The sequence below is a fragment of the Vibrio caribbeanicus ATCC BAA-2122 genome (assembly GCF_000165125.1).
GTDB lineage: Bacteria > Pseudomonadota > Gammaproteobacteria > Enterobacterales > Vibrionaceae > Vibrio > Vibrio caribbeanicus.
Window position 1 is genome coordinate 36,124 of sequence record NZ_AEIU01000022.1, and the last position, 24,514, is coordinate 60,637.

A 24,514-nucleotide genomic window follows, 5' to 3' on the forward strand; every position below is an offset into this window, starting at 1 on the left:
CAAAAAAACATACAATTCTAATTGTGGAGTGTGATTATGACCGCGCGTGAAACATTGATGCCGGTTCTGCTTGAAAAAGTTTACAAACTGATTCAAGACAAACTTGACCTTGCTCATCAACCTCTAGTAACCCAACTAGCGCAACACCTGTTCAGTAACGTAGCACAGGATGACTTAGTTGAAAGAAACGAGTCTGACCTTTACGGCGCCGTTATTTCTCTTTGGCATCATATCAATGAACAAAAACCTGACCAAATATCTGTCCGTGTTTTCAATCCTACTGTCAGCCGTCAAGGGTGGCAATCGACGCATACTATTGTCGAAATTGTTGTACCTGACTGCCCGTTTCTGGTCGATTCGATTAAAATGGCTTTGAGCCGGCTCGACTTGTCTTCTCACTTAATGCTCCACGGTCCGACTCAGATAGGTCGCGGTGATAAAGGGAAAATCACTGGTATCAACCAAGGTGAAGGCGCACTCCAATCTTTATTCCACATAGAAGTTGATCGTCTTACCGACAAAGCAGAAATGACCTCTCTCAAGGAGGAGCTTCTAAGTATTCTCAATGATACTGAGCTGGTCGTTAAAGATTGGTTACTTATGGTTGAAAAGCTAGAGCAGGTAACGAGTCATGTTGAGTCTCAGCAAGGGAAAGTAAAAACTGAGTGTGATCGCTACGAAGAGTCGATTCGCTTTCTTCGTTGGTTAGGCGATCATAACTTCACGTTTATGGGGTATAAGGAATATGATCTAGTTTCTATTGAAGGAGACTTAGAGTTAAGGCCTACTGAAGATAAGGGTTACGGCCTTTTAGCTAAATCAGAAAGACTTCGTTCTGCACGTTTGTCGAATTTCCCTTATTCTGCACGCCAAGAAATTGAAAAGTCGTCACTTATCGTTGTGACGAAAGGTAATAGAGCTTCCCGCATTCATCGCCCAGCTTACACCGACCACATTGGGATCAAGAAGCTAGATAAAAATGGAAAAGTAATCGGTGAGCACAGATTCATTGGCCTATTCACGTCAGCCGTCTACAATCAAAGTGTTGAGGGTATTCCGCTGATCAGAGAGAAAGTCGAGCGTATCTTAGACTACAGCGGCTATCGTGAAGGTTCTTATTCTTTTAGAGCGCTGCACAATATCTTGGAAAACTACCCTCGAGACGAGCTATTACAAGCAAAAGAAGAAGAGCTTCTTGAGGTTGGAACAGGCGTAGTTCAAATGCAAGACCGAGATTTGCTGCGTTTGTTTGTTCGTAAAGACCCATTTGGGCGTTTCTTCAGCTGTATGGTCTATGTAACAAAAGACCGTTATAACACCGAGCTAAGACGCCAGACTCAGAGTATTTTAAAACAGTACTTTGGCTGTGAGCAGGAGGTGGAGTTTACCACCTACTTCTCCGAGAGTCCGCTAGCCCGAACTCACTACATTGTCCGTGTCGATAGTACCGACATAGATGTTGACGCAAAAATGATTGAGCAAAATTTAATGGAAGCATCTTCGAATTGGGATGACCGACTATCAGACGCAATAATCGCTAACTTTGGTGAGAGCAAAGGCCTACCTCTTTCCAAAGCCTACCAGCGTGCCTTCCCTCGTTCTTACAAAGAAGATGTTTTACCTGGCTCAGCCGTTGCTGATATTGAGCGTCTTGAGGAACTTAACGATGACAATAAGCTCGGGATGCTATTTTACCGTCCTCAGGAACTGGCCTCAGATTCCAAGTCCGTAAAGCTTAAACTTTATCATCGTGATGAGCCAATCCACTTATCTGATGTTATGCCTATGCTGGAAAATCTTGGCATGCGCGTTATCGGTGAGTCACCTTATGAAGTGAGAAAATCAAATGGCCAGGTCTTTTGGATCCTTGATTTCTCAATGTTACATAAAAGCGAAAAAACGGTTGATTTACGTGAAGCTAGGGATCGATTCCAACAAGCGTTTGCTTCGATATGGTCAGGTGAACTTGAAAGTGACGGTTTCAACCGTCTGGTGTTGAGCGCATCACTGACCGGACGTGAAACCTCGCTTTTACGTGCTTACGCCCGATATATGCGCCAAGTCGGTTTCCCGTTCAGTCAACAATATATCGAAGATACGCTGAATCATTATCCAGACCTTGCAAAAGGCCTAGTTGAGCTCTTCACTAAGCGTTTTGATCCAAAACTTAAAGGCGTCGAAAAGGGTCAGAGTGACCTCATCGCTAAAATGATGGAGCAGCTTGACCATGTCGAAAGCTTGGATGATGACAGGATTATTCGTCGTTACATGGAAATGATAACGGCGACACTAAGAACTAACTATTATCAGCTCGACAAGAAAAAACATCCTAAGCCATGGTTATCACTAAAGCTCAAGCCTAGTGAAATTCCAGAAATCCCTCAACCTGTACCAGCGTTTGAAATCTTCGTTTATGCGCCAGATATCGAAGGTGTACATTTACGTGGCGGGAAAGTTGCACGTGGTGGCTTACGTTGGTCAGACAGACAAGAAGACTTCCGTACAGAAATCCTTGGCTTGGTCAAAGCGCAGCAAGTGAAAAATACCGTGATTGTTCCTGTAGGGGCAAAAGGTGGTTTTGTTTGTAAACGTCAGCACACACTGAGTGGCCGTGATGAAATATTCGCTGAAGGCCAGCGCTGTTACAAGCGTTTCATTCGTGCACTTCTTGATGTTTCAGATAATATTATCGATGGTGAAGTGTCTCATCCTCAAAACGTTGTTCGCCATGATGAAGATGACCCGTACTTGGTTGTTGCAGCAGATAAAGGAACAGCAACATTCTCTGATTTGGCAAACTCAGTTTCAGAAGAGTACAATTTCTGGCTTGGTGATGCTTTTGCTTCTGGTGGCTCTAACGGTTATGACCACAAAGCGATGGGGATCACTGCTAAAGGTGGCTGGGAATCTGTTAAGCGTCACTTTAGGGAAATGGGCATTAACTGTCAGACCACTGATTTCACCGCGATTGGTGTGGGTGACATGGCGGGAGATGTTTTCGGTAACGGTATGTTGCTATCAAAACATATTCGTCTTCAAGCTGCATTTAACCACTTACATATCTTCATTGATCCCAATCCAGATTCAGCTAAAGGATGGAAAGAGCGTGACCGCTTGTTCAAATTACCTCGCTCAAGTTGGGAAGATTACGATAAGGATCTAATCTCCAAGGGTGGTGGCATTTTCTCTCGCCGCGCAAAATCAATCCAACTTTCTCCTGAAATCCAGAAAATGGTCGGGACCAAGAAAACGTCCATGGCCCCAAATGACTTGATCAAATTGATCTTGAAAATGGAAGTTGATTTACTGTGGAATGGTGGTATCGGTACTTATGTGAAAGCATCGAGCGAAACGCATACTGATGTGGGTGACCGTGCAAATGATGTTCTTCGCGTCGATGGCAAAGAATTGCGTGCAAAAGTTGTTGGTGAAGGTGGTAACCTAGGTTTAACCCAATTGGGTCGGGTAGAATACTCTCTCAACGGTGGCCGAGTGAACACCGACTTCGTCGATAATGTCGGTGGGGTTGATTGTTCAGATAATGAAGTAAACATTAAAATTTTCCTCAATAGTCTGGTGGTCAACGGCGATCTAACCGTCAAGCAACGTAATAAAATACTAGAGTCTATGGAAGATGAAGTTGGTGAGATTGTTCTAGATGACGCATATTGTCAATCTGAGACGATTTCAGTGACTGAATACAAAGGACGTTCTCTAGTCAAAGAGCAAATCCGCTTTATTCATACCATGGAAAAAGCAGGGCATCTAGACAGAGCACTTGAACACATTCCTGATGACGAGACATTGCTTGAACGTGAAAAGCAGGGCCTAGCTCTAACGCGCCCAGAATTATCTGTACTGGTTGCGTATGGAAAAATGGTTCTTAAAGAAGAGTTGGTCCATGAAGATATAGCTAAAGATGAGTTCCATGCTCAGCAACTCATCAACTATTTCCCGACAGAGTTACGCCGTAACTATTCTGAACAAATGTCGAGTCACCCACTTCGTGCTGAAATTATTGCCACCGCACTCGCCAATCAAATGGTAAATGAAATGGGCTGTAACTTCGTCACTCGTCTTCAAGAAGAAACGGGTGCTTGCGTGGTTGATATTGCCAATGCTTACACGGCGTCTCGTGAAATATACTCACTAGGTAAAGTGTTTGAGGAAGTGCGTGCTCTTGATAATCAGGCTTCTGCTGAAGCTCAATACGATATCTTCTTCTATGTACGTCGCACACTTCGCCGCTTAACTCGCTGGTTCTTGCAAAACCGCAGTGGTAGACAGTCAGTGAAAGAGCTGATCGAGTGCTATCAAGCTAACGTTGAAATTATTCAAGCGGGCCTTGATGACATGTTGGTTCCATCTGAGGTTGAAGAGCATAATGATATGGCTAAAGCGTGGATCAAGAATGGTGTGACAACTGAAGTTGCCAATTACGTTGCGCGTTTGTCTAGCCTTTACTCAGTATTGGATATATCTACAGTTGCTAAGGAAAAGGGCAAGAGCATCGAGCAAACTGCAAAACTTTACTACAACTTGGGGGATCGTCTGTCATTGCATTGGTTCCTAAAACAAATCAATAGTCAGGGTGTGGAGAACAACTGGCAAGCATTAGCTCGAGCTGCGTTTAGAGAAGATTTGGACTGGCAACAGCGTCAGCTAACTGGTCAAGTTTTGAATTGTGCCTGTGACCCGGGCGAGCTTCATGTGATGAATGCGCTAGAGCAGTGGATTGAAATTAACCAAGCCTCTTTACATCGCTGGGAAAACATTCTCAATGAATTTAAAGTGGGCTCGGTCCATGAATTTGCAAAATTCTCAGTCGCTTTGAGGGAGCTTATGTTACTTAACCTGAATTGTTCAGGTAATGAGTAAAGGTTTCTCTTCATTGATTGAAATATGAGACAAAACGTTGAATAATATCGCCCCGTTTATACGGGGCTTTTTTTCGGAGGCAAAATGTTCTACCGCTTAGCTAGAAATGGCTTTTTCCAACTTGATGCTGAACAAGCACATGATCTTGCAATTGAAAACTTGAAACGCTTTACTGGCACACCAGTCGATCTTCTTTATCGCCAGCAACTTCCTCATAGAGCAGTAAATTGCATGGGATTAACCTTCAGAAATCCAGTGGGCTTAGCGGCTGGACTCGATAAAAACGGAGAATGTATCGAAGCCTTTGATGCGATGGGCTTCGGTTTTGTAGAAGTGGGAACTGTGACACCAAGGCCGCAGTCAGGAAACGAAAAGCCTCGCTTATTTCGGATTACTGAAGCTGACGCCATTGTTAACCGAATGGGCTTCAACAATAAGGGGGTTGATTACCTTGTTGAAAATGTGAAGAAGGCAAAGTTTGATTGTATTCTTGGTATAAATATCGGTAAAAATAAAGACACTCCAATAGAGAAAGGGGCAGAGGATTATCTTATTTGTATGGATAAGGTTTACCAATATGCTGATTATATTACCGTTAATATTTCTTCGCCAAACACTCCTGGTTTGCGTTCTCTACAATATGGCGAGGCTCTTGATGATTTATTGTCTCAGCTTAAAGCCAAACAAAAAGAACTGTCAAAGCTGCATGGTAAATATGTGCCTTTGGCGCTAAAGATCGCGCCTGATTCAACGAATGAAGAATTGGAGCAGATTTGCCAATCTTTACTCAACAACGCTATTGATGGTGTGATTGCAACCAACACTACGCTTGATCGTCAGATTGTTGAAGGTATGAAAAATGGCAGTGAGGCAGGGGGCTTAAGCGGTCGTCCACTACAAAGTCGCAGCACTGAGATTGTTGCTATTCTCGCTAAAGAATTGAACGGCAATATTCCTATAGTTGGTGTTGGAGGTATTGACTCTTATGTTGCCGCTAAAGAAAAGTTACTCGCTGGTGCAAGTTTAGTTCAAGTATATTCAGGACTAATATATCAAGGCCCATCTCTGGTGAAAGATATCGTTAAAAATATCTAGAGTTGATTAAGTTACGCTGTAACTATATAAAACTCTCATTTAAAATGGTTGATTACACGAGGAAATGACTATTCATTTCCTCTTTTCTTTTATTTATTAACGCATAGACTTCTCGGTATAAGTTGGCGATTTTGTTGTAAAGGCGCCTGACTTCTTAACCAAGAGACGCAATCATGCTAAAGCCTAATGATAATTGGATATGGTATTACGACGACGTGGATGAGCATCTAATGCTCGACCTCGGTGGTGATATGCTATTTAAAACCAATCTATCGAGAAAACTGGTGGTTGATTGCGCAATGGGAGTGAATGAATTTTCTGTCGATGACGCGACAGCGTTCCAAACTTATAAAGAGCAGATAGCTCTGTTAGGTTTGACCGAACCTAGACAAGCAGAGTTGACGCTTTATTGTGTCGCTGCGAAACGCTTTCACAAGCCCGTACAGCCTAAAAGCTGGTTTTTTGATGTCGCAGATTACGGTGTTTCAAGCCCAGAAGAAGGCGATATCATAGAGTTATCTAACAGTTATGGTAGCGGCCACTTTGTTGTGCTCGAAGTGGGAGAGTGTGCAAGCCTTTGCGCTTGTGTGAAGCTGGATGGTTTCGATCTTAACGGAAGCAAATCACTTGAGTTTGGCCAGGCTATCAAAGTCGTACACGACCGTATGACATTGGCCAATGATGCATTCCTTTCTCAGCAGATCGCAATGGTCGGTTAACAGTATCAAACTTAATCCTTTTTAATCCTTTTTAATTCTTATAACCAGCAGCAAGCTGGTTTTTTTACGCTTCTACCTAACTTACTTCAGAGTGATTTCACTCGAAATTAACCTAAATTATTACATTTTTTTCGCATTGTTTTCCCAATCCAGTCGCGCTGAAAAGTTCATTTATTCCCCATTTAGCCTATTTTTGTAACTAAATTACCAAATAAAAACCCTTTGGTATAGACCAGATTCAATGAGAATAAGTATTCACTTCGGCTGAAGGATAGAGTTTATTGTCGAAATTTGTTTTGATGTTTGTGGATCTTGAAATTTATTTACTGAGCCAACAGAAAGAAGTTTTTGCGCTTTCACCGCAGATTGAGCTAACGATAGGTATTTGAGTCAGGTATAATAGGAGGCTATTTTTCTGTTAAAAAAAGTTCACTATGCATCAATATCTTGCGGTTACATCGAATGGCTTAGAAAACCTATTGGTTGAGGAGCTGACTAAATTAGGTGTCACTGACGCAAAACCTGTTCAAGCTGGGGTTAAATTCACTGCATCAAACGACCTAGTTTATCGATGCTGCTTATGGAGCCGTCTCGCTTCTCGTTTTGTTCGAGTACTTGCCGAGTTTAATTGTAACGATGATATGGACCTTTATTTAGCCTCATCGGCAGTCAACTGGGTCGGGCATTTTCATAGCTCGAAACGATTAGTCGTCGATTTTAATGGTACCAACCGTGAAATTCGTAACAGTCAATATGGTGCGATGAAAGTCAAAGATGCTATCGTTGATCATTTTGAAAAGAAGAATTTACCAAGACCTTCGATTGATAAAGAAAACCCAAATCTAAGAGTTCACGTGCGCTTACACAGAGATAAAGCGTTGCTTGGTATTGATATGGTTGGTGGAGGTCTGCACTTACGCGGTTACAGACCAAAATCTGGCCGAGCACCACTTAGAGAAACATTGGCGGCCGCGATCGTTTTAAGAAGTGGCTGGAATGAAGAGCTAAATTTACTCGATCCAATGTGTGGCTCAGGGACCTTACTTATTGAAGCTGCAATGATGGCGGCTAATATGGCGCCTGGTGTCAAACGTCAAAGCTGGGGTTTCGAATCTCTTGAAGACTTCGAGCCAGAGACGTGGGCAGAGATCAAATCGGAGGCTAATGTTCAAGCGAGAAGGGGTGTCAAAAAAACTGTCGCTCGTTTCTGGGGCATGGATAATGATGAAAGTGTGCTCAAAACAGCACGAGAGAATGCGCGTCGTGCAGGTGTCGATACCTTAATTGATTTCAGTCAAGCGGACGCATCCAACTGTAAACGACCTGAGGGCTTTGAAACAGGTGTAATCGTCTCTAACCCGCCTTATGGTGAGCGACTTGGTACAGAACCGGGTCTTATTGCTTTGTACTCGGAGTTCGGTGCCCAACTTAAAGCTGAGTTTCCTGGCAGTCAAGCGTCCATATTCTCAAGCTCTGACGAATTACTGAGTTGCTTGAGAATGCGAGCTGATAAACAGTTCAAGTTAAACAACGGTGCTATTGCCTGTATACAAAAGAACTATTCTATTAGTCTCTCTGGGGCTCGTTCTGATTTAGGTGACAACGTCACTCAAATTCAGGTTGCTCCTGATTTTAGTAACCGCTTGAAGAAAAATATTGCCAAAATTGGCAAATGGGCACGTAAAGAACAATTGGATTGTTATCGTATTTATGATGCTGATTTGCCTGAGTATAATGTTGCAATTGACCAATATCTTGATCACTTAGTGATTCAAGAATACGCAGCGCCAAAAGATATTCCAGAAGAGAAAGCCAAAAAGAGACTGACTGATATTATTCGTGCTTCTATTCAGGTAACAGGCATTCAGGCGAATAATGTTGTATTGAAAGTAAGAGAAAAGCAAAAAGGACGCCAGCAGTACCAAAAACTGGCTCAGAAGTCAGAAACACTTACCGTAGTTGAATACGGAGTGAAGCTGTCGGTCAATCTTCATGACTATCTCGATACGGGGTTATTTTTAGATCATAAACTTACTCGACGTCAGATAGGTCAAATGGCGCAGGGCAAAGATTTTCTCAATCTGTTTGCTTATACAGGTTCGGCGACCGTTCATGCAGCTTGTGGAGGTGCTAAGTCGACAACAACGGTAGATATGTCGAACACCTATCTCGACTGGGCTAAGCAGAATATGCAACTCAATGGTCAGGTGGGTCGCCAGCACCGGTATGAACAAGCGGATTGTTTACAGTGGCTTGAGCATTGCGATAAACAATTTGATCTTATCTTTATTGATCCACCGACGTTTTCAAACTCTAAGCGTATGGAGCAGAGTTTTGATGTCCAAAGAGATCATATTCAATTAATGAAGAACTTGAAACGTTTACTCAAAGCGAGAGGCAAGATAGTCTTCTCTAATAATAAACGTCAATTTAAAATGGATGTAGAGAGTCTTGGTGAGTTGAGTTTGGTGGCAGAAAATATTTCACACAAGACACTACCTATGGATTTTGCACGTAACAAACATATCCATAACTGTTGGGTAATTACGCATAAGGAATAACGATCGAAAGTGGTCATTCTTTATAGTACCGAAGGCTGCCATCTCTGCGAGATGGCCCTTGATTTACTAAAACAAACAAATCTTTCTTGTCCTATCGAGATTGTTGATATTGCATTCGATGAGTGCCTATTTTCTCGTTACGGCGTAACAATTCCTGTACTGAATTTCGAAGGTGATGAGCTCTATTGGCCTTTTGATTTGGAACAGATTCAATCTTGGTTAGATAAAAATGGCATTACTTACGATACATGATGGTTTGCTCGCTTATGGCGATCATCCATTGCTAAATAAGGCAAACTTTTCCCTACAAGAAAACGAGCGTGTGTGTTTGGTTGGACGCAACGGTGCAGGTAAATCGACTTTGATGAAGGTGCTTGTAGGCGAGGTGATTCTCGATGATGGGAAATTGACCGTAACGCAAGACGTAGTCGTATCGAGACTCGAACAAGATCCTCCTAGAAACGAAAAAGGAAGTGTATTTGATTACGTCTCTGGTGGATTAGCTGAAGTAGGAGAACAGCTTAAAAGTTATCAAGTTCAGCTTGATCTTATCGCCGTTGATCCCAGTGAAAAAAACATTAATCGTTTGGCAAAGATCCAAGAGCAGCTTGAACACTCAGGTGCGTGGCGTTTTGAAGATAGAATCAAAAACGTGCTTGCTGCGCTCAAACTTGAGGGACAGACAAAACTTAGCGATTTATCCGGTGGCTGGCAAAGAAAGGCTGCGCTAGCTAGAGCGCTTGTTCGCGACCCCGATGTACTATTACTCGATGAGCCGACTAACCATCTTGATGTAACAACAATTGAATGGCTCGAGAGTTTTCTCAAAGATTTCCGTGGCTCGATCATCTTTATTTCACACGATCGAGCCTTTATCAAATCGATGGCTACACGCATCGTTGATCTAGACCGCGGCAATCTTGCTTCCTTCCCAGGGGATTATGAGAATTACCTTATTGAAAAAGAAGAAATGCTTCGCGTAGAAGAAATGCAAAATGCTGAATTTGACAAGAAGCTTGCGCAAGAAGAAGTGTGGATTCGTCAAGGTATCAAAGCAAGGCGTACACGTAACGAAGGTCGAGTTAGAGCCTTAAAGGCGTTAAGAGAAGAGCGCAAAGAGCGTCGAGAAGTGCAAGGTAAAGCGAATTTGCAAATTGACGACACGGCACGCTCAGGAAAAATTGTCTTCGAAGCCAAAGAACTGTCTTATAAAATCGAAGGTTCTTCGATTGTGGACAATTTTTCGTTTAATATCATGCGCGGCGATCGGATCGCATTGATCGGACCGAATGGTTGTGGCAAGAGTACTTTGATTAAGCTGTTGCTGGATAAGATCAAACCGACGTCGGGAACTATTCACTGCGGTACCAAGCTTGAAGTTGCTTACTTTGACCAATACAGAGAAGTTCTCGATCCAGAAAAGTCTGTAATTGATAACCTTGCTGATGGAAAACAAGAGGTAATGGTAGGAGGTCGGCAGCGTCATGCGCTGAGTTATCTGCAAGACTTCTTATTTGCGCCTCATCGTTCACGTACGCCGGTAAAAGCCTTATCTGGCGGAGAAAAGAATCGGTTGCTTTTGGCGAGAATTTTCCTTCGTTCAAATAATCTTCTGGTTTTGGACGAACCGACCAATGATCTTGATATCGAGACATTAGAACTGTTAGAGGACCTTTTGGCCAACTATCAGGGAACTCTGATCTTGGTTAGTCACGACCGTCAATTTGTCGATAATACGGTGACATCCAGTTGGATTTTCGAAGGAAATGGGATCATTGAAGAGTTTGTCGGTGGTTATCATGATGCACAACTGCAGCGCTCACAAGCTCATAAAACGCGCCAAATTCCTTTGTCATCTGATAAAGCGGCAGTATCATCACAGAGTAATCCTAAGCGCCCAGAAGAGAGAAAAAATAAAAAGCTTTCCTACAAGCTTCAACGAGAACTTGAAGAATTACCATTAAAGCTTGAAAAACTTGAGGAAGACATCGATACATTACAGCAACAAGTTAACAGTGGAGATTTCTTCAGTAAGTCTTCTGATGTGACTCAACCTATCCTGGATAAGCTTACAGCGACAGAGCAAGAATTGGAGCAGGCATTTGAGCGCTGGGAAGAACTCGAGTCGATGCAAAAAGAAAGTGAATAACTGTCATAAAAACTTCAAAAATGCCGCTGTTAACAGCGGCATTTTTTTTAGTAAAAGCCACAAGTTTAACTCTCTGATTATTGGTAATTAATTTTTACATTGAGGCAGAGTTTAGGGGTTATTTTGTTAGTTTTTTCTTTTTGTATTAACTAGTTAAGAGAAAAGAAGGATGTTCGGAGTATCGCTTCACACTTTAACATATCGTGGTGTTTTTAGCTTGAATAAGCCTGCTTTTTGAACGAACCTTAACAGTGAAGTAATAAAAGCTTCATAGCGCTACTAGCCTCGAATACGAAGCTGGTGGGCTATATAATTACTAAATTAATACGTTAAAACACAATGTATGAGGACGAACCTATGAAGAGACAAAAGCGTGACCGCTTAGAAAGAGCTCAATCAAAAGGGTATAAAGCAGGCTTAAATGGCCGCTCTATGGAAGCATGTCCGTATCAACAAATGGACGCTCGTTCCTACTGGATGGGCGGTTGGCGCGATGCCAGAGAAGATAAACACTCTGGTCTCTACAAATAACGCTATTCCACATACGATAAAATATTATCTAACCAGCCCCGATCATCGGGGCTTTAAAAGGATACCTAATGCACTATAACTAAATATTTTGACAACAAAAAAGTGGCGCTAAATGGCCACTTCTAAACATTTAATGTTAAATCTAGAAAGAAGAAGTATCTTGGAAAAGGCCCACTTTAAGATCTTTCGCGACATAGATTTCTTTGCCATCTACACAAACTCGACCGTCAGCCAAACCCATAACAAGTTTGCGGTTAACAACGCGTTTCATGTGAATTTCATAAGTCACTTTTTTTGCTGTTGGAAGGATCTGGCCAGTAAATTTAACTTCACCAACACCCAAGGCTCTGCCTTTTCCTTTGCCACCGACCCAGCCTAAGAAAAATCCAACCAACTGCCACATCGCGTCTAGACCCAAACATCCTGGCATTACTGGATCACCAGGGAAGTGGCAGTCAAAAAACCATAAATCTGGAGAAATATCGAGCTCAGCAAGGATCAATCCTTTACCGAAATCACCTTCTGTTTCTGACATTTTAGTGACGCGATCCATCATTAGCATGTTAGGCGCAGGCAATTGTGGGTAGCCAGGTCCAAACAATTCGCCTTGGCTTGAGGCTAGAAGATCATCACGATTGTAAGAATCACGTTTATTTTGCATTATCAATAACTCCAATATTTGGTAGCAGCATGTTAGTGAACAGGTGTACGCTAAACAAGTCCGATCAGTAAAATTCTGGATGAAAAACGGGGTTATGCGAACCAGTTTTTGATGCGAGCCACAATTCCTTGAGAATGTTCGTGTCTTTCATATTTCTCAATACGTTGGGCGATTTTATTGATAACACTATCTTCATCATCGTCATCCCTGAAGGGCTTGCCCATAATGATCGGGATAGCGTCATCAACGGTCGCGACAGACCATATATGGAATTCGTTGTTTTTAATGCTTTCGACAACATCTTTATGCAGAGAAAGATGCTTTAGATTAGACTTAGGTAAAATCACGCCTTGCGAGCCAGTAAGCCCTTGGTGTTTACAAACATTATAAAAGCCCTCAATTTTTTCATTTAGGCCTCCAACTGCTTGCACACGGCCAAATTGGTCAACAGCGCCCGTAACGGCGATTTGTTGATTAATTGGGTATTCAGACAGTGCAGAAACAAAAGAGCATAGTTCAGCTAATGTTGCGCTATCGCCATCGACTTCGATATAGGATTGTTCAAATACAACAGAAGCAGAATAGGGTAACGGTTCATCAAGCTTTAATGCACTGCTAACAAAAGCCTGCATAATCATCATGCCTTTAGCGTGCAAATTACCGCCTAGTTCAGCCTTGCGTTCGACGTCGGAGATATCACCATCGCCGAAATGGATAACACACGAAATCCGACTCGGTTCACCATAGGAAACAGGGTGACCGGAGGTGCTGATGACGGTTAGACCATTGACTTGTCCTATACATTCTCCCTTGGTTTCTATGATTACTTGTCCATCAGTAATATCGGAAAGGGCGCGCTCTTGAAGGTAGGCTTCGCGGTAATGCTTATTCTCGATAGCTTGGTCAATGTCATACTCAGATATGACTTTACCATTGCTGGTTAGCATCGCTTCTTGAAATAGTGAGAGGTACCAAAGCACTTCAATGGGCATGTAACCTTGATCTTCTGTGTGCCTAGCACCTGCATGCATCAATCTATGTACAGCACCAAATGAGAGAGAAGGGAGCTGATAAGTTGCGATAATCCAACGCAAATAGCCTAAGTATTGATTGATACTGGTTTCGTTGAGTTGAATTTCTCCCTCGATTTCGGTGTATAGGGCAATGTTGTCATAAATGTAAGGATCAATGTATTCAAATTCAGAAATTTGAACTCCGCGGCCAACAATGACAAGCTTGATATCATACGACTTTGATTGTTGCTCATTAGCAATTTTACTCGGATTCGCATTGACCGGTGAGACTTTTTCATTGAGAAGAATAGATTTCAGAATTTGCCAGCTGGATGGATTGGCGAGTAAAAGACTCATTGGAATAATCAGGTAGCCACCATCGGCTTTATCAACCAGACCGTCATTCTTTGTTACAATGTCACCATGGTCATTACAGTTGTATGAACCCAATAGGGTGGCTATATTTAAAGACTCAGTAGTAACAATTGGTTTGTTAGCATCAAGCGTTGAGAGGCCATCTTTAATCAGACTACGATAAAATGCATTATCATATGCATCGACAACCAATAAACGAGTAAAGCCTTTTAGCGAGCAGAGGGTTTTCAATGCTTGCTTCAACCTTGGCTGCAGTTGTAAGAAGTCGACTTGCTCAATTTCATCCAAACGTTGAATTTGGGCATCGTACTGAGAGTATTGCGGAGTGATGGCGTGCCAGCTTTCTTGGTTCATTCAATCAATTCGTATACTAAAAATGTAGAAAAATTATATAGAAAAATGTGCTAGGTAGATACTGGTAATTTTGTGATGACAAAGATCGCTTTTAAAAAAGTTTAGGATTGTAACTTTAATCAGTTAGGGTTACGCTGTCACCTTAATGTAAGGATAAACGACTTCACGATGAAATATCAGCAGCTAGAAAATTTAGAATGTGGGTGGAAGTGGAACTACTTGGTCAATAAGTGGAAAGCCGGTGAGTCCATCACTCGATACGTTGATAGTAGCGAGGCAAAAGAAGCAGTTAATCAGCTTCGCCAGCTAGAACATGACCCCACTCAGGTCCTTGAATGGATCAACGATCATATGTCTCCTGATTTTGATAATAAACTCAAACAGGCGATAAGAGCGAAACGTAAGCGACATTTTAATGCTGAGCAAGTTCATACCAAGAAAAAGTCTATCGATTTAGATTATCGTGTATGGGAAAAACTATCACATCGGGCCAATGAGCTGGGTTGTACGTTATCTGATGCTATTGAGTATCTACTTTCAGAGGCTTCTCGTAGTGAGAAAGCTAGCAAAGCCGTAAGCAGCCTCAAAGAAGATCTAAGTAAACTTTTAGATTAGGGGATAGGCTATGTTAACCCTGCTATTTATAACCTGTACGATTATCTTTTGGCTGGTTTTTATCGACAGACCTGTCGCTAAAATCAAGGTTCAAGAAGGAAAAATCGTAGCTTGTAAAGGGCATATTCCGCATGGGTTTAAAAAGAACCTAATAGAAATTGGCGATAAAGAAACGTTTTCGGGAACAATTAAAGTGTATATGGCGCGTTCCGATGCCAAACTCTTATTTACAAGAGACATCCCTAAACCTGTGCAGCAGCGCATAAGAAATGTATTTCCTCACCAAGGTTTCAAATCTAAAGGTAAAAAACGTTCCATTTAAAATAGTGCAGTGCGTTATGATGCCTTTTATTTGTTACATTATAATGCACTATAACTAAATTAATATATTCTAAATTATAATGTATTTAATCACTATTCAATAAATTCAAGTATAAATATAACCTTATCTATACGATCAATCTCTAACAAATAAAGTTACAATGTAACTTATTAATACAATTTGATGAACTTATGTGTTTTTTTTAGGGAAGTGGCTCAAACTATCTATTACTGCATATCGTTTAGTAATGAAAAATTAGGTAAAGTGACTCGTTATTGACACAGAACAAAGATATTAAAAATAGTATTCAACGTTCAGGTATAGCAAACACTCCAAGGAGTATCACAATGTCAGCAAAAAAATGGTTGATCGCCGTTGTGCTAATGGGTTCCGTTTCCGTGCATGCAGAGGTTGCCGATAATATCGAAGACATAAAAAATACAATAGATGGTATACAAGATAGCATCTCACAATCTCAAGATACGATGCAGTTTGTACGATCAGTAACATCTCCGCTCAAGACCCCACAGCCCAAGCATACCAAAGATAGGCCGGCGCATAGCTACTTTACAATAGAGAGCTACAATATCTATAGTAGTGCAGCGGGTAAACGTATGGTCCAAGCCGTCATTACTAACCACTCTGGCAGTGGTGTTCGCCTTAAGCCAGAGCAAATAAAGGCTTATTTTGGTGGTCAACGATTCATATCACCGCTTTCTATTGAGCAAGACGGTACGTTCGCACAAGGAGAAACTAAGTCGGTAACACTTCATTTTGGTACTAACAATGCTTCGGTTATCGGTTTAATCACAAGAAGCTATTAAGCTCCTCCAAAAACATATATTCTACTCAAAGCCCAAAATAAACGTTTGGGCTTTTTTGTAACTATTTACCGGCACTAATATGAAGAGATACTGGTGTGGAAGGTGAAGAACACGCTAATCAAAGCTGTCTTAGTTGTAAATTATAGACAAATATATCCTTTCGCAGCTCTAGCAAAGGGTAGGCCGATCTCACGCGGATAGCATCAAATCATTTTTCATTAGATCAACCTAATTAGGAGTACTTCAGAGAGTCTTTTTCGTTCATAACACACTTTGGTGTACATTATCTAAAAGCCGTCATATTGTGTTTACTAACGCAAAAGAATATATATGCATGATTTATAAAACAAAAAAAATTGATTAGTATCAAACCAAGTATTTTTTGTTACTGATATTAATGGCCAGCTATCTCACAAATATAAAGGCCATAACAAAATGAAACTAAACACATTTATCACCTGCATTACTTTATTTCTAACCTCGGCAGCTTTTGGGAACACTTCCTATGTCTATTGTGGACTACCAGATGGTAGTGACTGGGAATGGTTACTTGATGGTAATGATAACTACGAAACCATTGAAGGCCAATGGGCTCGTGTCACTGAGGTCAACGGTCAATATTTTAATGTTTTTCGTGTTGATGAAGCGATTTACAATACTAAAGTATTTAATTGTTTAGCAGGTTATGTTCCTCAACCCGCTGAAAGTGGTACTTCTCGATGGGAAATCTTTGAAATTATAAAGCCTGATGGCTCTAGTTATTGGATAGATTCTTACAAAACCTACTATAGCCTTAGTAGTAATCAGGCGGTAACAAATCTCGCAATGAGAATTCTCTAACGCAGAGAAAATAGTAAAGTTACTGAATTTCATTGATACACGCCAAAACTTTATTTATCGGTCAATCATAGAAAAGCGCATCTAGTTCCGTATTTTCTCGCTCTATTCTCACTGTTATAGGAAAGATCATGTCTAGTAATCTCTTTAAAGAAACTCTTCTTCGTGTCGGTAGTGACAATGTGAAATCTATGTACCACAGGGCAAAAGACGATTCAGGCCGAAAGGTTATCGCCGTGGCCTGTGCTCTGGAGCTAGTAAAACACTCAAGTCAAAATTCTGGTTGCTTAAAAGAAAATATTTGTAATTTAAATATGATCGTTGAAGCTATTGAAGCCGAATTAAAGCCAGCAGAAACAAAAAAAATATTAGAAAGTTAGTCGAAAAGGCTGTACCTAAATGATACAGCCTTTTAATTCCTAGCCTCATCTACATCATAGGGGCTCGAGTAAATACTTTAAGATGTGACCTTTACGACGAGTAGGGAACATACGTGTTTATCTAATGACTGAAATTGAGTGTTTGTCGAGATACTTGCTAATGTTTAAATGTGAGGCTGTGGTGTTATTACTTTTTCTTCAATACTAGGAACTGTACATAAACACAGTGCTTGGTTTTTTCGGCATTTTCGAGTACTTGAAGATCAAATTTCATCTAGAAAACATGCATATAGAGCTTAAACAAACTAATCTTTGACGATCGACGAGGTATTATAATGAGCTTATCGATAAAGCCAGCATTATTGTGACCACGTAACGCTTTGAATTAGTGGTAGTCATTAAGTGAACTACGGCATTTATCTTCAATATGTTAGAACAGAATCTTGACCTAAGCTGTGATTAAAAAGAGACGTGATACTTAATAAGTACAACATAGACAGAATTGCAGAGCGAAGAAAACGCTGGCAACAAGTGGTCATAAGATTGGCGAGAAACTACAAACAATCACAATCATTTCAAAGAAATTATTTTCTAATAGTGTTACCAGAACAGAATAACGATGATTAAACAGAGACAATCGAGAACATCATAATTACCACACGTAGTAAAATTTTTGCAGCCTGGATAAGGTAGACCCAGTCGGTGAGATTAGACAAAAACGAACGTAATTAGTGTTAACAAGCGTAAATATTGCCAAAATATCGCTCTATTTCTTCTGTTACTTTAGTGCGCATTATGTATATTATGTTAAATTAAGTTTGATTGTGCATATATACACCTCCTCTATACTTATTCCATTTCCATTGTTTCATTAAACATAAGTCATTTACCATAAAATATATAATATTCAATAACTTATTATCTTCGAAATGAGTTATTGAATATTACCGCCATAAGCTATGTCAATAATCGCTCTACGATTTTCATCATTCGGCTACTGCTCCCAGCGCTTAGTAATAACTTTGAAACAAAATTGAAACTTTTATAGGATAGCATTCCAATTAATGACTTGGTCATTAGTAAATATGGATGTTAGTACTAATCGTACAAGGAGTAAGATGTATGAAAATGTATGTTTGTTTGAGTGCCCTTTTTTTATTCTCTGTGAGTATCAACGCTAAAGAGCTAAAATTATGTGGCGTGGAATGGCCCCCTTTTACTTATAGCCACGATGGGAAAATTACTGGTGGATTAACCTACGATATTTTGAGTGAGGCTTTTAATAGGCTTAACATCAAAGTAGAAAAAGATGTAATACCATGGGCTCGATGTCTTTCTTATGTTGAGACTGGCAAATACGATGCTGTTATCGATAATGCTGCGCTCGCCCCGTTCATTACAGGGAGACATCCTACAGCAAAGTACACGCTTGGTGTCTACGTAAGAGAAAACTATGAACAAACAGATTTTTCATGGTCATCACTCGTCGGTAAGAGCATAGGTTTAGTGAGAGGATATGATTATACCGAGACTATTACCAGTTATGACGGTTGGATCAGAGAATATGCATCCACAGATGAATTAGCTCTCGGAAAGTTGAAAGTTAATCGCTACGACTATGTATTGCTTGATACGATAAGCGCAGACCTTTTGGCCAAAAAAGTGAACATTAAGATTCGCATGTTAAAACCTGAGGTCGACTCTACGAAATTATATTTAGCGTTTAACAAAGATAATGAAGACACTCTCGAAGCTTATGATAGGGTTTTAGGAGAAATGATCCAAGACGGTACTATGGATAGTATTTATCTCAAATACTTGCCTAAAAACTACTCTACATTGGTTGAAAATCATGCTTTATAATCTATTTATCACCAAGCCCGTTTCCACGGGCTTAAGTTTTATGAACGATTTTAACATAATGAAATTATCTAGGCTAATATCAACATTTACCGATCTTATATCCTTATATCCACATAGAGCTAAAACTGGGCTTCCATCATCTTAAAAACTTCATTAGTAAACGAGCCTTTATCTGAATACCAAAAAAATGGCTGTTGTGAAGAAACCGAATATTGCGCTCCTTCTTTCTCTGAGTACCTAATTAGAGTCTGAATTTTAAAGTCGCCACCATGGTGATTACTTTCTGATTCATTTAAGTAGATTCTCAATAGAACGTGAGCCACTTGATCACTATCCAATATATCTTCGATTTTTTTTGGGTACTGTTTTTTGTCATCTATTTTGGTTATTTCTATCAAAGGCCTATTCGAAGAATCACTGTAATTGTCGTAATTAAAACCTAATGCAAGATAAAACGACTCAACCAGATCTTCGATAGAGTCAAGAAAAGCAATTGTCCAATGTTCAGCGTTTGAATTTAGTGTTTGTTTCGCGGTGAGCATGTCTTGATATCTTTTATTTCCCATTTTACTCCCTCTTGGTTCCTCGAATCGAACCAGAAAGCCTGATTTATGGCTAAGCCCGTTTCCACGGGCTTAGATTTTAGTTGTGAATTTAAAGTCGTGAAAATATCTAGGCTGCTCTCACTATTAGAAATCTAGATCGGGCTCTTCAGAAACGATCTCCACATCAAAAGTATTGTCTCGAACCTCTCTAATCGTGAGGTTATCGGGGAAATTCTCAAACTCTCCATTTTCGTGAGATACGCTGACGTCACCGTATGAATCAATTTTAAAATACAGAGAACCATTGCTTATGAATTGACCAAAATTAGGACTGCTGTGATCCATATTGCGGACAGGGATTTGTGTCACAATACTTTCTCCACCCTCGGTTGGGTTCAAAGTGCCAAGCAGTTGGTATGTTTCGTTGTCGGTACAAGAGTTAACATCTGCCCCCTCTCCTTCTCCGTAGACTTTGGGCATCATGCAGTATAGTGTCCCAGTGTTGATCCCATCCACCAAACGAATATAAACTCCCTCTACTTCTTTAGGTGTTACCTTGAACTTTGATAAGCCTCCTATAAAGTTGAGATCCGGCGTATTTTCCATCAATTCGTAGGCCTGAGTAGGTTTTGATTCATAGTGAGTCCAAGCAAAAACCTTAGAAAACTGACCAATTTCGACAGATTTAAATTTATCATTTAAAAATGATGGTAAGTTAACGACTCCAACGCTTTCATCATATTTATGAACTTGTCCTTGATAGTTGAAACCTTCATAAAACAACGCTCCTGTATTAAAAGGTGCTTTACTCAACTCTTTTAGAGTACACTTATATTCTCCATTTATTTTTGAATAGAACCAGGTCTTAGTTCCATGAGCAGGTTCGAAATCTTTACAAACAACATACTTACCAAGGTATGGGTCAAAAACCGCAACAGATGTTTCGGTACCCTCGCCAATGTTAACTGCCGGAGATGACCAATAAGCATCCTCTAGGGTATACGTGCGAATTACTCCTGGGTCCAGCAGGCCATGAATAGAATCTGGCGCATAATTATCACCATTTGTTGCAAATGCTGGATAAACCTTGTGATTCGACATATTGTCTATTGAATATTTAGGTACCCCTGAGTCAGGGAAATAGGTATCTTCATCAGCTGTGCAGTCTTTACCGGATATAGAGGACTTTTCATGTCGATATCCATTATATTCAGTTACAAGAAGCGTGTAATTACACATTGGATAGTTGCGCCGAGAAGTTCTGAACTCTTTACTAAATACGTCTGTACCACTATTATTTATTGCCTTAACTGTTACATAATCGGTGCTAGGCCTCCATCCAAAATAATCCATTACATTTGGTGAATAGTAAATTTCATAACCATTCCCATCAATAATTTTTATATTCATTCCATCTGGATTATTAAAACTAAACCCATCAGCAAATACTGTCCCAGAAAAAATCAAGCCCAGTATTGAGATAATAAACTTATTGTATTTGCACATTATAATATCCTTATTTTCGACAATCTAAACATATGCTCTAAAACTTCATATAAGATTGTCTAATTGACTAGGTTTTAATTACATTCAGATGTTCCAACTTCTTTCCAAAGCCAGTTTGAGGGAGGGAAACCATAGCTCACAAACCGTGCTTCCCACAGTATTCCTTGATAGGAGACAATGTCGCCTTTGCGGTAAAGTTGACTGTTATTCCATGCATTTTCGCAAGCGCCTGTTGCCGCTTTTAGTGTACAAGTGTATTCGCCGTCAACTTTCCGATATACAAATGTTTTTGTTCCCATAGCCGGTGTATTATCTTCACAAATAATATAACTTGAATATGGGTCGTAAGCTGCGGTAGAAAGAATGTCTCCTTCATGAATATTGACAGAAGGCGAAGACCAATAAGCATCATCAGGAGTATAAGTTCTGATCTCCCCTGGCCTTACCCATCCGTGGACTGAATCAGCAGCAAACTCTTCGCCTTCTTTTCTAAATGAAGGGTTAAATACGTGGTCGGAGGCGTTATCAAGAGTATATTTAGGGACACCGGTATTTGGATGGTAGTTATCCTCATCAGACGTACAGCCACGAGAAGATAATGATGACATTTCATGCTTATAACCCTCATATTCTGAGAGTAACAGAGTATAATTACACATAGGTCCATTACCATGAAGTGAAGTACGGAAATCTTTTCTGAAAACTTCACTATTATCCGCATTTTTTGCAGTCACCGTGACGTAATCTGTTTGCGGAGTCCAACCAAAACCATCCATACTTGCCATAGAATGATACAATGATGTGTTATTTTCATCGACAACATCAACTGTTAACCCATCTGGGTTATTAAAATTAAATCCGTCCGCAAACACTGCTCCGGATAGGGAAACCATAGCACCAAGCATGATTAATCTATTTTTAAAAAACATATCATTTCCTTAATATATTAAATATTCAATCAATAAATTCATCTAGGTCATCCCCAGATAAATATAGACATAATAAAAAAACTTAAGGTTGTAAAAATATATTTTAACCATTTATTTATTCATGAGATCTATAGTAAAAAAAATCAAAATCAAGATAACATTTAAATTAAAAGTTAAGTTTATATAATTCTAATTTAATTTGTATTTTAAAGGCTTTAAATAACTTATTTAATAATAATTCCAATTAAATAAAATGTTCAGACAGGTCGCTATTATATAAATAGGACTTTTATCTCTTTGAGTACTTTTCTATAACTTTTTGTATCAATTTTTAGTTATAGTGCATTACGATTTTTATGAGTTGTAACGGATTTAATGGTATAAGCTCTTTATGACAAAGTAATAATTATGAGAACCCCTGTGAGTTTAGTTATCTTAGACGGCGGAATGGGCCGGGAACTACAAAGAATAGGCGCTCCATTTTCTCAGCCTTTATGGAGTGCCCAAGCATTAATAGAAGCACCAGAGTATGTGAAGCAAGCACATTGCAATTTTATTCAAGCAGGGGCAGATATAATAACGATAAACAGTTATGCATGTGTACCCTTCCACCTTGGCGCTGCTCTCTACAAGCAAAAAGGACCTGAACTCGCGATCCAGGCTGCGATACTAGCAAGAGAAGCTGTCCAAAATTCAGAAAAAAAGACAGCGCTTATTGCCGGCTCTTTACCACCAGTTCTAGGCTCTTATCGTCCTGATCTGTTCAAACCTAAAATAGCATTTGACGTTACCGAGCAACTCTACACAGCTCAAGACCCATATTGTGATCTGTGGATAGCAGAGACTGTGGCTAGTATCGCTGAGTTAAAGGTTATGCTCACTTTTGCAGCTCAATCATCAAAGCCCTTCTATATCGCTTTTACTCTAAATGATGACGTTAACGCTAAAACGCCAACATTGAGATCAGGCGAACAATTATCAGAGGCGATTGAATATCTGAGAGAAACTGACGTTCGCGGAGTATTGTTAAATTGTTCTATTCCTGAAGTTATAGGGCCTGCATTACTGCTTATAAAGGCTTTAAGAAAACATTTAACAATAGGCGCATATGCAAACAGCTTTATTCCTATCGATGAGAACCACAAAGCAAACAGTACCTTTCAATCTCTCCGCTCTGTTTCTGAGCAAGCGTATTTGCATCATGCACAAAACTGGTACGAGGCAGGTGCGCGGATCATTGGCGGATGTTGCGGCATCGGCCCAAGTCATATCGCTGAAATAGCTCAATGGAAAGAGAAATTGTGACTTTTATAAATTTCATCTAATTTTATAATCACTCACACAACTTAACACTCGCGATTGAATAGATTAATAAGGAAAATAGAATTTAGCTTTTTAATCAATAAGGATATGATAATGAAAGCTTTTGTATGTTCTATTTTTCTATGTCTCGTGTCGCTGTCTGCACCATCGGTGGCGCAGATAGGACAAATTACGTTTGAAGGAACTACCTACCCCGTAGTCAAGTTAGACTCCGAGATCAAAACGAGTACAACTTTGGAAATACCCTTCGATAGTAAAGATGTGACACAACAACATGAGTCAAAGGTAGAATTGGCTAATTTTCGTTGTAGGATGACGATCAATCAAAAGAATTACATCAGAAACCTCAAAGCAGGTGACGCAACCCTAGTTTATTCATTTGAACAAAAATGTCCTTATAAACAGGTCTCTGGTCAACTGACCAATCTGTCTAACGCATGGTTACGCTTAGTTTTAGTCGATAACTCTGGGAATATAGTTGAAGGGCCATCTCGATGGGTAACCGCTAATCCTAAAAACGGCAAATACCACTGGGTCGTGCTGAATCAATCTTCTGACGCAAGCAGAGGTGATGGTTACGTAGAGACTAAGGAAGTTCGCTGATTGGCAATAAATGGCGGGTCAATCGCCCGCCATACTATCCTAGTATCGAAAACTTACCACTACACTGCCATCCATGCCTTTCTTTTTTAGTTTCACTTCGAAGTCTTCATTGTCATTGCTAATCTGAGCATTTAGCTTATCTATACGAATTGCTAAACCTCTTTCCTTACCCTCAACACTCCAATCCGAAGAAGGCAATGAGAGCGAAACACCTTTGTCATTTTTTACTGCTGAAAAACGCGCTTTATCGATGGTAAAAGAGCAATTTGGTTGAAGAAAACACGAAATAGCTTCTGGATTGGAGAAGTTTATCGTTCGCCATATAAAAGCAACAACTAATATAGTTAACATGAGGATTATTTGTGCCAAACGGCCTGTGGTTAGTTTTTGCGCTGCCATAGCGAATTTTAGCTCCGTGTAACAAACTTCAA

Annotated in this window: 21 protein-coding genes; 15 read left to right on the forward strand and 6 right to left on the reverse strand. The window is 40.2% G+C overall.

Features of this window, described 5'->3' with window-relative positions; translation table 11 throughout:
• Nucleotides 1-36: 36 nt before the first annotated feature.
• The 7 genes from RH40_RS02150 (at nt 37) to rmf (ending at nt 11,933) form a co-directional block, all read left to right on the forward strand.
• On the forward strand, nt 37-4,878 hold the full coding sequence (locus RH40_RS02150; RefSeq protein WP_009599650.1) for an NAD-glutamate dehydrogenase: 4,842 nt from the start codon (nt 37-39) through the stop codon (nt 4,876-4,878).
• 84 nt (nt 4,879-4,962) lie between these two features.
• Nucleotides 4,963-5,973 (forward strand): quinone-dependent dihydroorotate dehydrogenase, encoded by a 1,011-nt coding sequence (gene pyrD / locus RH40_RS02155; protein WP_009599651.1) that lies wholly within the window; start codon nt 4,963-4,965, stop codon nt 5,971-5,973.
• Nucleotides 5,974-6,146: 173 nt separating this feature from the next.
• The gene (locus RH40_RS02160; RefSeq protein WP_009599652.1) at nt 6,147-6,692 is read left to right on the forward strand and encodes a cell division protein ZapC; all 546 of its coding nucleotides are present in this window, start codon (nt 6,147-6,149) and stop codon (nt 6,690-6,692) included.
• Nucleotides 6,693-7,126: 434 nt separating this feature from the next.
• On the forward strand, nt 7,127-9,253 hold the full coding sequence (gene rlmKL, locus RH40_RS02165; RefSeq protein ID WP_009599654.1) for a bifunctional 23S rRNA (guanine(2069)-N(7))-methyltransferase RlmK/23S rRNA (guanine(2445)-N(2))-methyltransferase RlmL: 2,127 nt from the start codon (nt 7,127-7,129) through the stop codon (nt 9,251-9,253).
• A gap of 9 nt (nt 9,254-9,262) precedes the next feature.
• Complete coding sequence (locus tag RH40_RS02170) at nt 9,263-9,505, forward strand: glutaredoxin family protein (protein WP_009599655.1); 243 nt, start codon at nt 9,263-9,265, stop codon at nt 9,503-9,505.
• Complete coding sequence (locus tag RH40_RS02175) at nt 9,483-11,402, forward strand: ABC transporter ATP-binding protein (protein WP_009599656.1); 1,920 nt, start codon at nt 9,483-9,485, stop codon at nt 11,400-11,402. The genes RH40_RS02170 and RH40_RS02175 overlap by 23 nt, the downstream gene beginning before the upstream one ends.
• A gap of 357 nt (nt 11,403-11,759) precedes the next feature.
• Nucleotides 11,760-11,933 (forward strand): ribosome modulation factor, encoded by a 174-nt coding sequence (gene rmf / locus RH40_RS02180; protein WP_009599657.1) that lies wholly within the window; start codon nt 11,760-11,762, stop codon nt 11,931-11,933.
• A 142-nt stretch (nt 11,934-12,075) separates the two neighbouring features.
• Here rmf and fabA read toward each other — a convergent pair whose 3' ends face one another.
• Both fabA and RH40_RS02190 read right to left on the reverse strand, forming a co-directional pair.
• Nucleotides 12,076-12,594 (reverse strand): bifunctional 3-hydroxydecanoyl-ACP dehydratase/trans-2-decenoyl-ACP isomerase, encoded by a 519-nt coding sequence (fabA, locus tag RH40_RS02185; RefSeq protein WP_009599658.1) that lies wholly within the window; start codon nt 12,592-12,594, stop codon nt 12,076-12,078.
• A 92-nt stretch (nt 12,595-12,686) separates the two neighbouring features.
• Nucleotides 12,687-14,336: a S16 family serine protease gene (locus RH40_RS02190; protein ID WP_009599659.1), complete on the reverse strand. Its 1,650-nt coding sequence runs from the start codon at nt 14,334-14,336 to the stop codon at nt 12,687-12,689.
• Nucleotides 14,337-14,504: 168 nt separating this feature from the next.
• Between RH40_RS02190 and matP the strand changes: the two genes are divergently transcribed.
• The 6 genes from matP (at nt 14,505) to RH40_RS02220 (ending at nt 19,177) form a co-directional block, all read left to right on the forward strand.
• Nucleotides 14,505-14,951, forward strand: coding sequence for a macrodomain Ter protein MatP (gene matP, locus RH40_RS02195; RefSeq protein ID WP_009599660.1), 447 nt, complete (start codon nt 14,505-14,507; stop codon nt 14,949-14,951).
• 10 nt (nt 14,952-14,961) lie between these two features.
• Entirely contained in the window at nt 14,962-15,273 is a 312-nt protein-coding gene (locus RH40_RS02200; protein WP_009599661.1) for a DUF3634 family protein, read from the forward strand.
• Nucleotides 15,274-15,620: 347 nt separating this feature from the next.
• Complete coding sequence (locus RH40_RS02205) at nt 15,621-16,097, forward strand: hypothetical protein (RefSeq protein ID WP_009599662.1); 477 nt, start codon at nt 15,621-15,623, stop codon at nt 16,095-16,097.
• Nucleotides 16,098-16,532: 435 nt separating this feature from the next.
• The gene (locus RH40_RS02210; RefSeq protein ID WP_009599663.1) at nt 16,533-16,937 is read left to right on the forward strand and encodes a hypothetical protein; all 405 of its coding nucleotides are present in this window, start codon (nt 16,533-16,535) and stop codon (nt 16,935-16,937) included.
• 128 nt (nt 16,938-17,065) lie between these two features.
• Nucleotides 17,066-17,314: a hypothetical protein gene (locus RH40_RS02215; RefSeq protein WP_009599664.1), complete on the forward strand. Its 249-nt coding sequence runs from the start codon at nt 17,066-17,068 to the stop codon at nt 17,312-17,314.
• A 1,122-nt stretch (nt 17,315-18,436) separates the two neighbouring features.
• The gene (locus RH40_RS02220) at nt 18,437-19,177 is read left to right on the forward strand and encodes a substrate-binding periplasmic protein (RefSeq protein WP_009599665.1); all 741 of its coding nucleotides are present in this window, start codon (nt 18,437-18,439) and stop codon (nt 19,175-19,177) included.
• A 119-nt stretch (nt 19,178-19,296) separates the two neighbouring features.
• Here RH40_RS02220 and RH40_RS02225 read toward each other — a convergent pair whose 3' ends face one another.
• The 3 genes from RH40_RS02225 to RH40_RS02235 all read right to left on the reverse strand — a co-directional run bounded on the left by RH40_RS02225 (nt 19,297) and on the right by RH40_RS02235 (nt 22,133).
• The gene (locus RH40_RS02225) at nt 19,297-19,743 is read right to left on the reverse strand and encodes a hypothetical protein (protein ID WP_009599666.1); all 447 of its coding nucleotides are present in this window, start codon (nt 19,741-19,743) and stop codon (nt 19,297-19,299) included.
• Between the two features lie 123 nt (nt 19,744-19,866).
• Complete coding sequence (locus RH40_RS20015; protein WP_009599667.1) at nt 19,867-21,228, reverse strand: beta/gamma crystallin domain-containing protein; 1,362 nt, start codon at nt 21,226-21,228, stop codon at nt 19,867-19,869.
• Nucleotides 21,229-21,302: 74 nt separating this feature from the next.
• Entirely contained in the window at nt 21,303-22,133 is an 831-nt protein-coding gene (locus RH40_RS02235; RefSeq protein ID WP_158091814.1) for a hypothetical protein, read from the reverse strand.
• 432 nt (nt 22,134-22,565) lie between these two features.
• Here RH40_RS02235 and RH40_RS02240 point away from each other — a divergent pair, with 432 nt between their 5' ends.
• Together RH40_RS02240 and RH40_RS02245 are read left to right on the forward strand one after the other, a co-directional pair.
• A complete protein-coding gene (locus RH40_RS02240) occupies nt 22,566-23,462 on the forward strand; it encodes a homocysteine S-methyltransferase family protein (protein WP_009599669.1) in 897 nt (298 codons plus the stop codon).
• A gap of 111 nt (nt 23,463-23,573) precedes the next feature.
• Nucleotides 23,574-24,083, forward strand: a complete 510-nt coding sequence (locus RH40_RS02245; protein WP_009599670.1) for a hypothetical protein — start codon at nt 23,574-23,576, stop codon at nt 24,081-24,083.
• A gap of 39 nt (nt 24,084-24,122) precedes the next feature.
• Here RH40_RS02245 and RH40_RS02250 read toward each other — a convergent pair whose 3' ends face one another.
• Nucleotides 24,123-24,482, reverse strand: a complete 360-nt coding sequence (locus tag RH40_RS02250; RefSeq protein WP_050790415.1) for a hypothetical protein — start codon at nt 24,480-24,482, stop codon at nt 24,123-24,125.
• Nucleotides 24,483-24,514: the final 32 nt, after the last annotated feature.

Bases quoted from the DNA above. Each gene is read 5' to 3' on its own strand.
- RH40_RS02150 (WP_009599650.1), top strand. From the start codon at position 37: ATGACCGCGCGTGAAACATTGATGCCGGTTCTGCTTGAAAAAGTTTAC.
- pyrD (WP_009599651.1), top strand. From the start codon at position 4,963: ATGTTCTACCGCTTAGCTAGAAATGGCTTTTTCCAACTTGATGCTGAA.
- RH40_RS02160 (WP_009599652.1), top strand. From the start codon at position 6,147: ATGCTAAAGCCTAATGATAATTGGATATGGTATTACGACGACGTGGAT.
- rlmKL (WP_009599654.1), top strand. From the start codon at position 7,127: ATGCATCAATATCTTGCGGTTACATCGAATGGCTTAGAAAACCTATTG.
- RH40_RS02175 (WP_009599656.1), top strand. From the start codon at position 9,483: ATGGCATTACTTACGATACATGATGGTTTGCTCGCTTATGGCGATCAT.
- rmf (WP_009599657.1), top strand. From the start codon at position 11,760: ATGAAGAGACAAAAGCGTGACCGCTTAGAAAGAGCTCAATCAAAAGGG.
- fabA (WP_009599658.1), bottom strand. From the start codon at position 12,594: ATGCAAAATAAACGTGATTCTTACAATCGTGATGATCTTCTAGCCTCA.
- RH40_RS02190 (WP_009599659.1), bottom strand. From the start codon at position 14,336: ATGAACCAAGAAAGCTGGCACGCCATCACTCCGCAATACTCTCAGTAC.
- matP (WP_009599660.1), top strand. From the start codon at position 14,505: ATGAAATATCAGCAGCTAGAAAATTTAGAATGTGGGTGGAAGTGGAAC.
- RH40_RS02200 (WP_009599661.1), top strand. From the start codon at position 14,962: ATGTTAACCCTGCTATTTATAACCTGTACGATTATCTTTTGGCTGGTT.
- RH40_RS02205 (WP_009599662.1), top strand. From the start codon at position 15,621: ATGTCAGCAAAAAAATGGTTGATCGCCGTTGTGCTAATGGGTTCCGTT.
- RH40_RS02210 (WP_009599663.1), top strand. From the start codon at position 16,533: ATGAAACTAAACACATTTATCACCTGCATTACTTTATTTCTAACCTCG.
- RH40_RS02215 (WP_009599664.1), top strand. From the start codon at position 17,066: ATGTCTAGTAATCTCTTTAAAGAAACTCTTCTTCGTGTCGGTAGTGAC.
- RH40_RS02220 (WP_009599665.1), top strand. From the start codon at position 18,437: ATGAAAATGTATGTTTGTTTGAGTGCCCTTTTTTTATTCTCTGTGAGT.
- RH40_RS02225 (WP_009599666.1), bottom strand. From the start codon at position 19,743: ATGGGAAATAAAAGATATCAAGACATGCTCACCGCGAAACAAACACTA.
- RH40_RS20015 (WP_009599667.1), bottom strand. From the start codon at position 21,228: ATGTGCAAATACAATAAGTTTATTATCTCAATACTGGGCTTGATTTTT.
- RH40_RS02235 (WP_158091814.1), bottom strand. From the start codon at position 22,133: ATGCTTGGTGCTATGGTTTCCCTATCCGGAGCAGTGTTTGCGGACGGA.
- RH40_RS02240 (WP_009599669.1), top strand. From the start codon at position 22,566: ATGAGAACCCCTGTGAGTTTAGTTATCTTAGACGGCGGAATGGGCCGG.
- RH40_RS02245 (WP_009599670.1), top strand. From the start codon at position 23,574: ATGAAAGCTTTTGTATGTTCTATTTTTCTATGTCTCGTGTCGCTGTCT.
- RH40_RS02250 (WP_050790415.1), bottom strand. From the start codon at position 24,482: ATGGCAGCGCAAAAACTAACCACAGGCCGTTTGGCACAAATAATCCTC.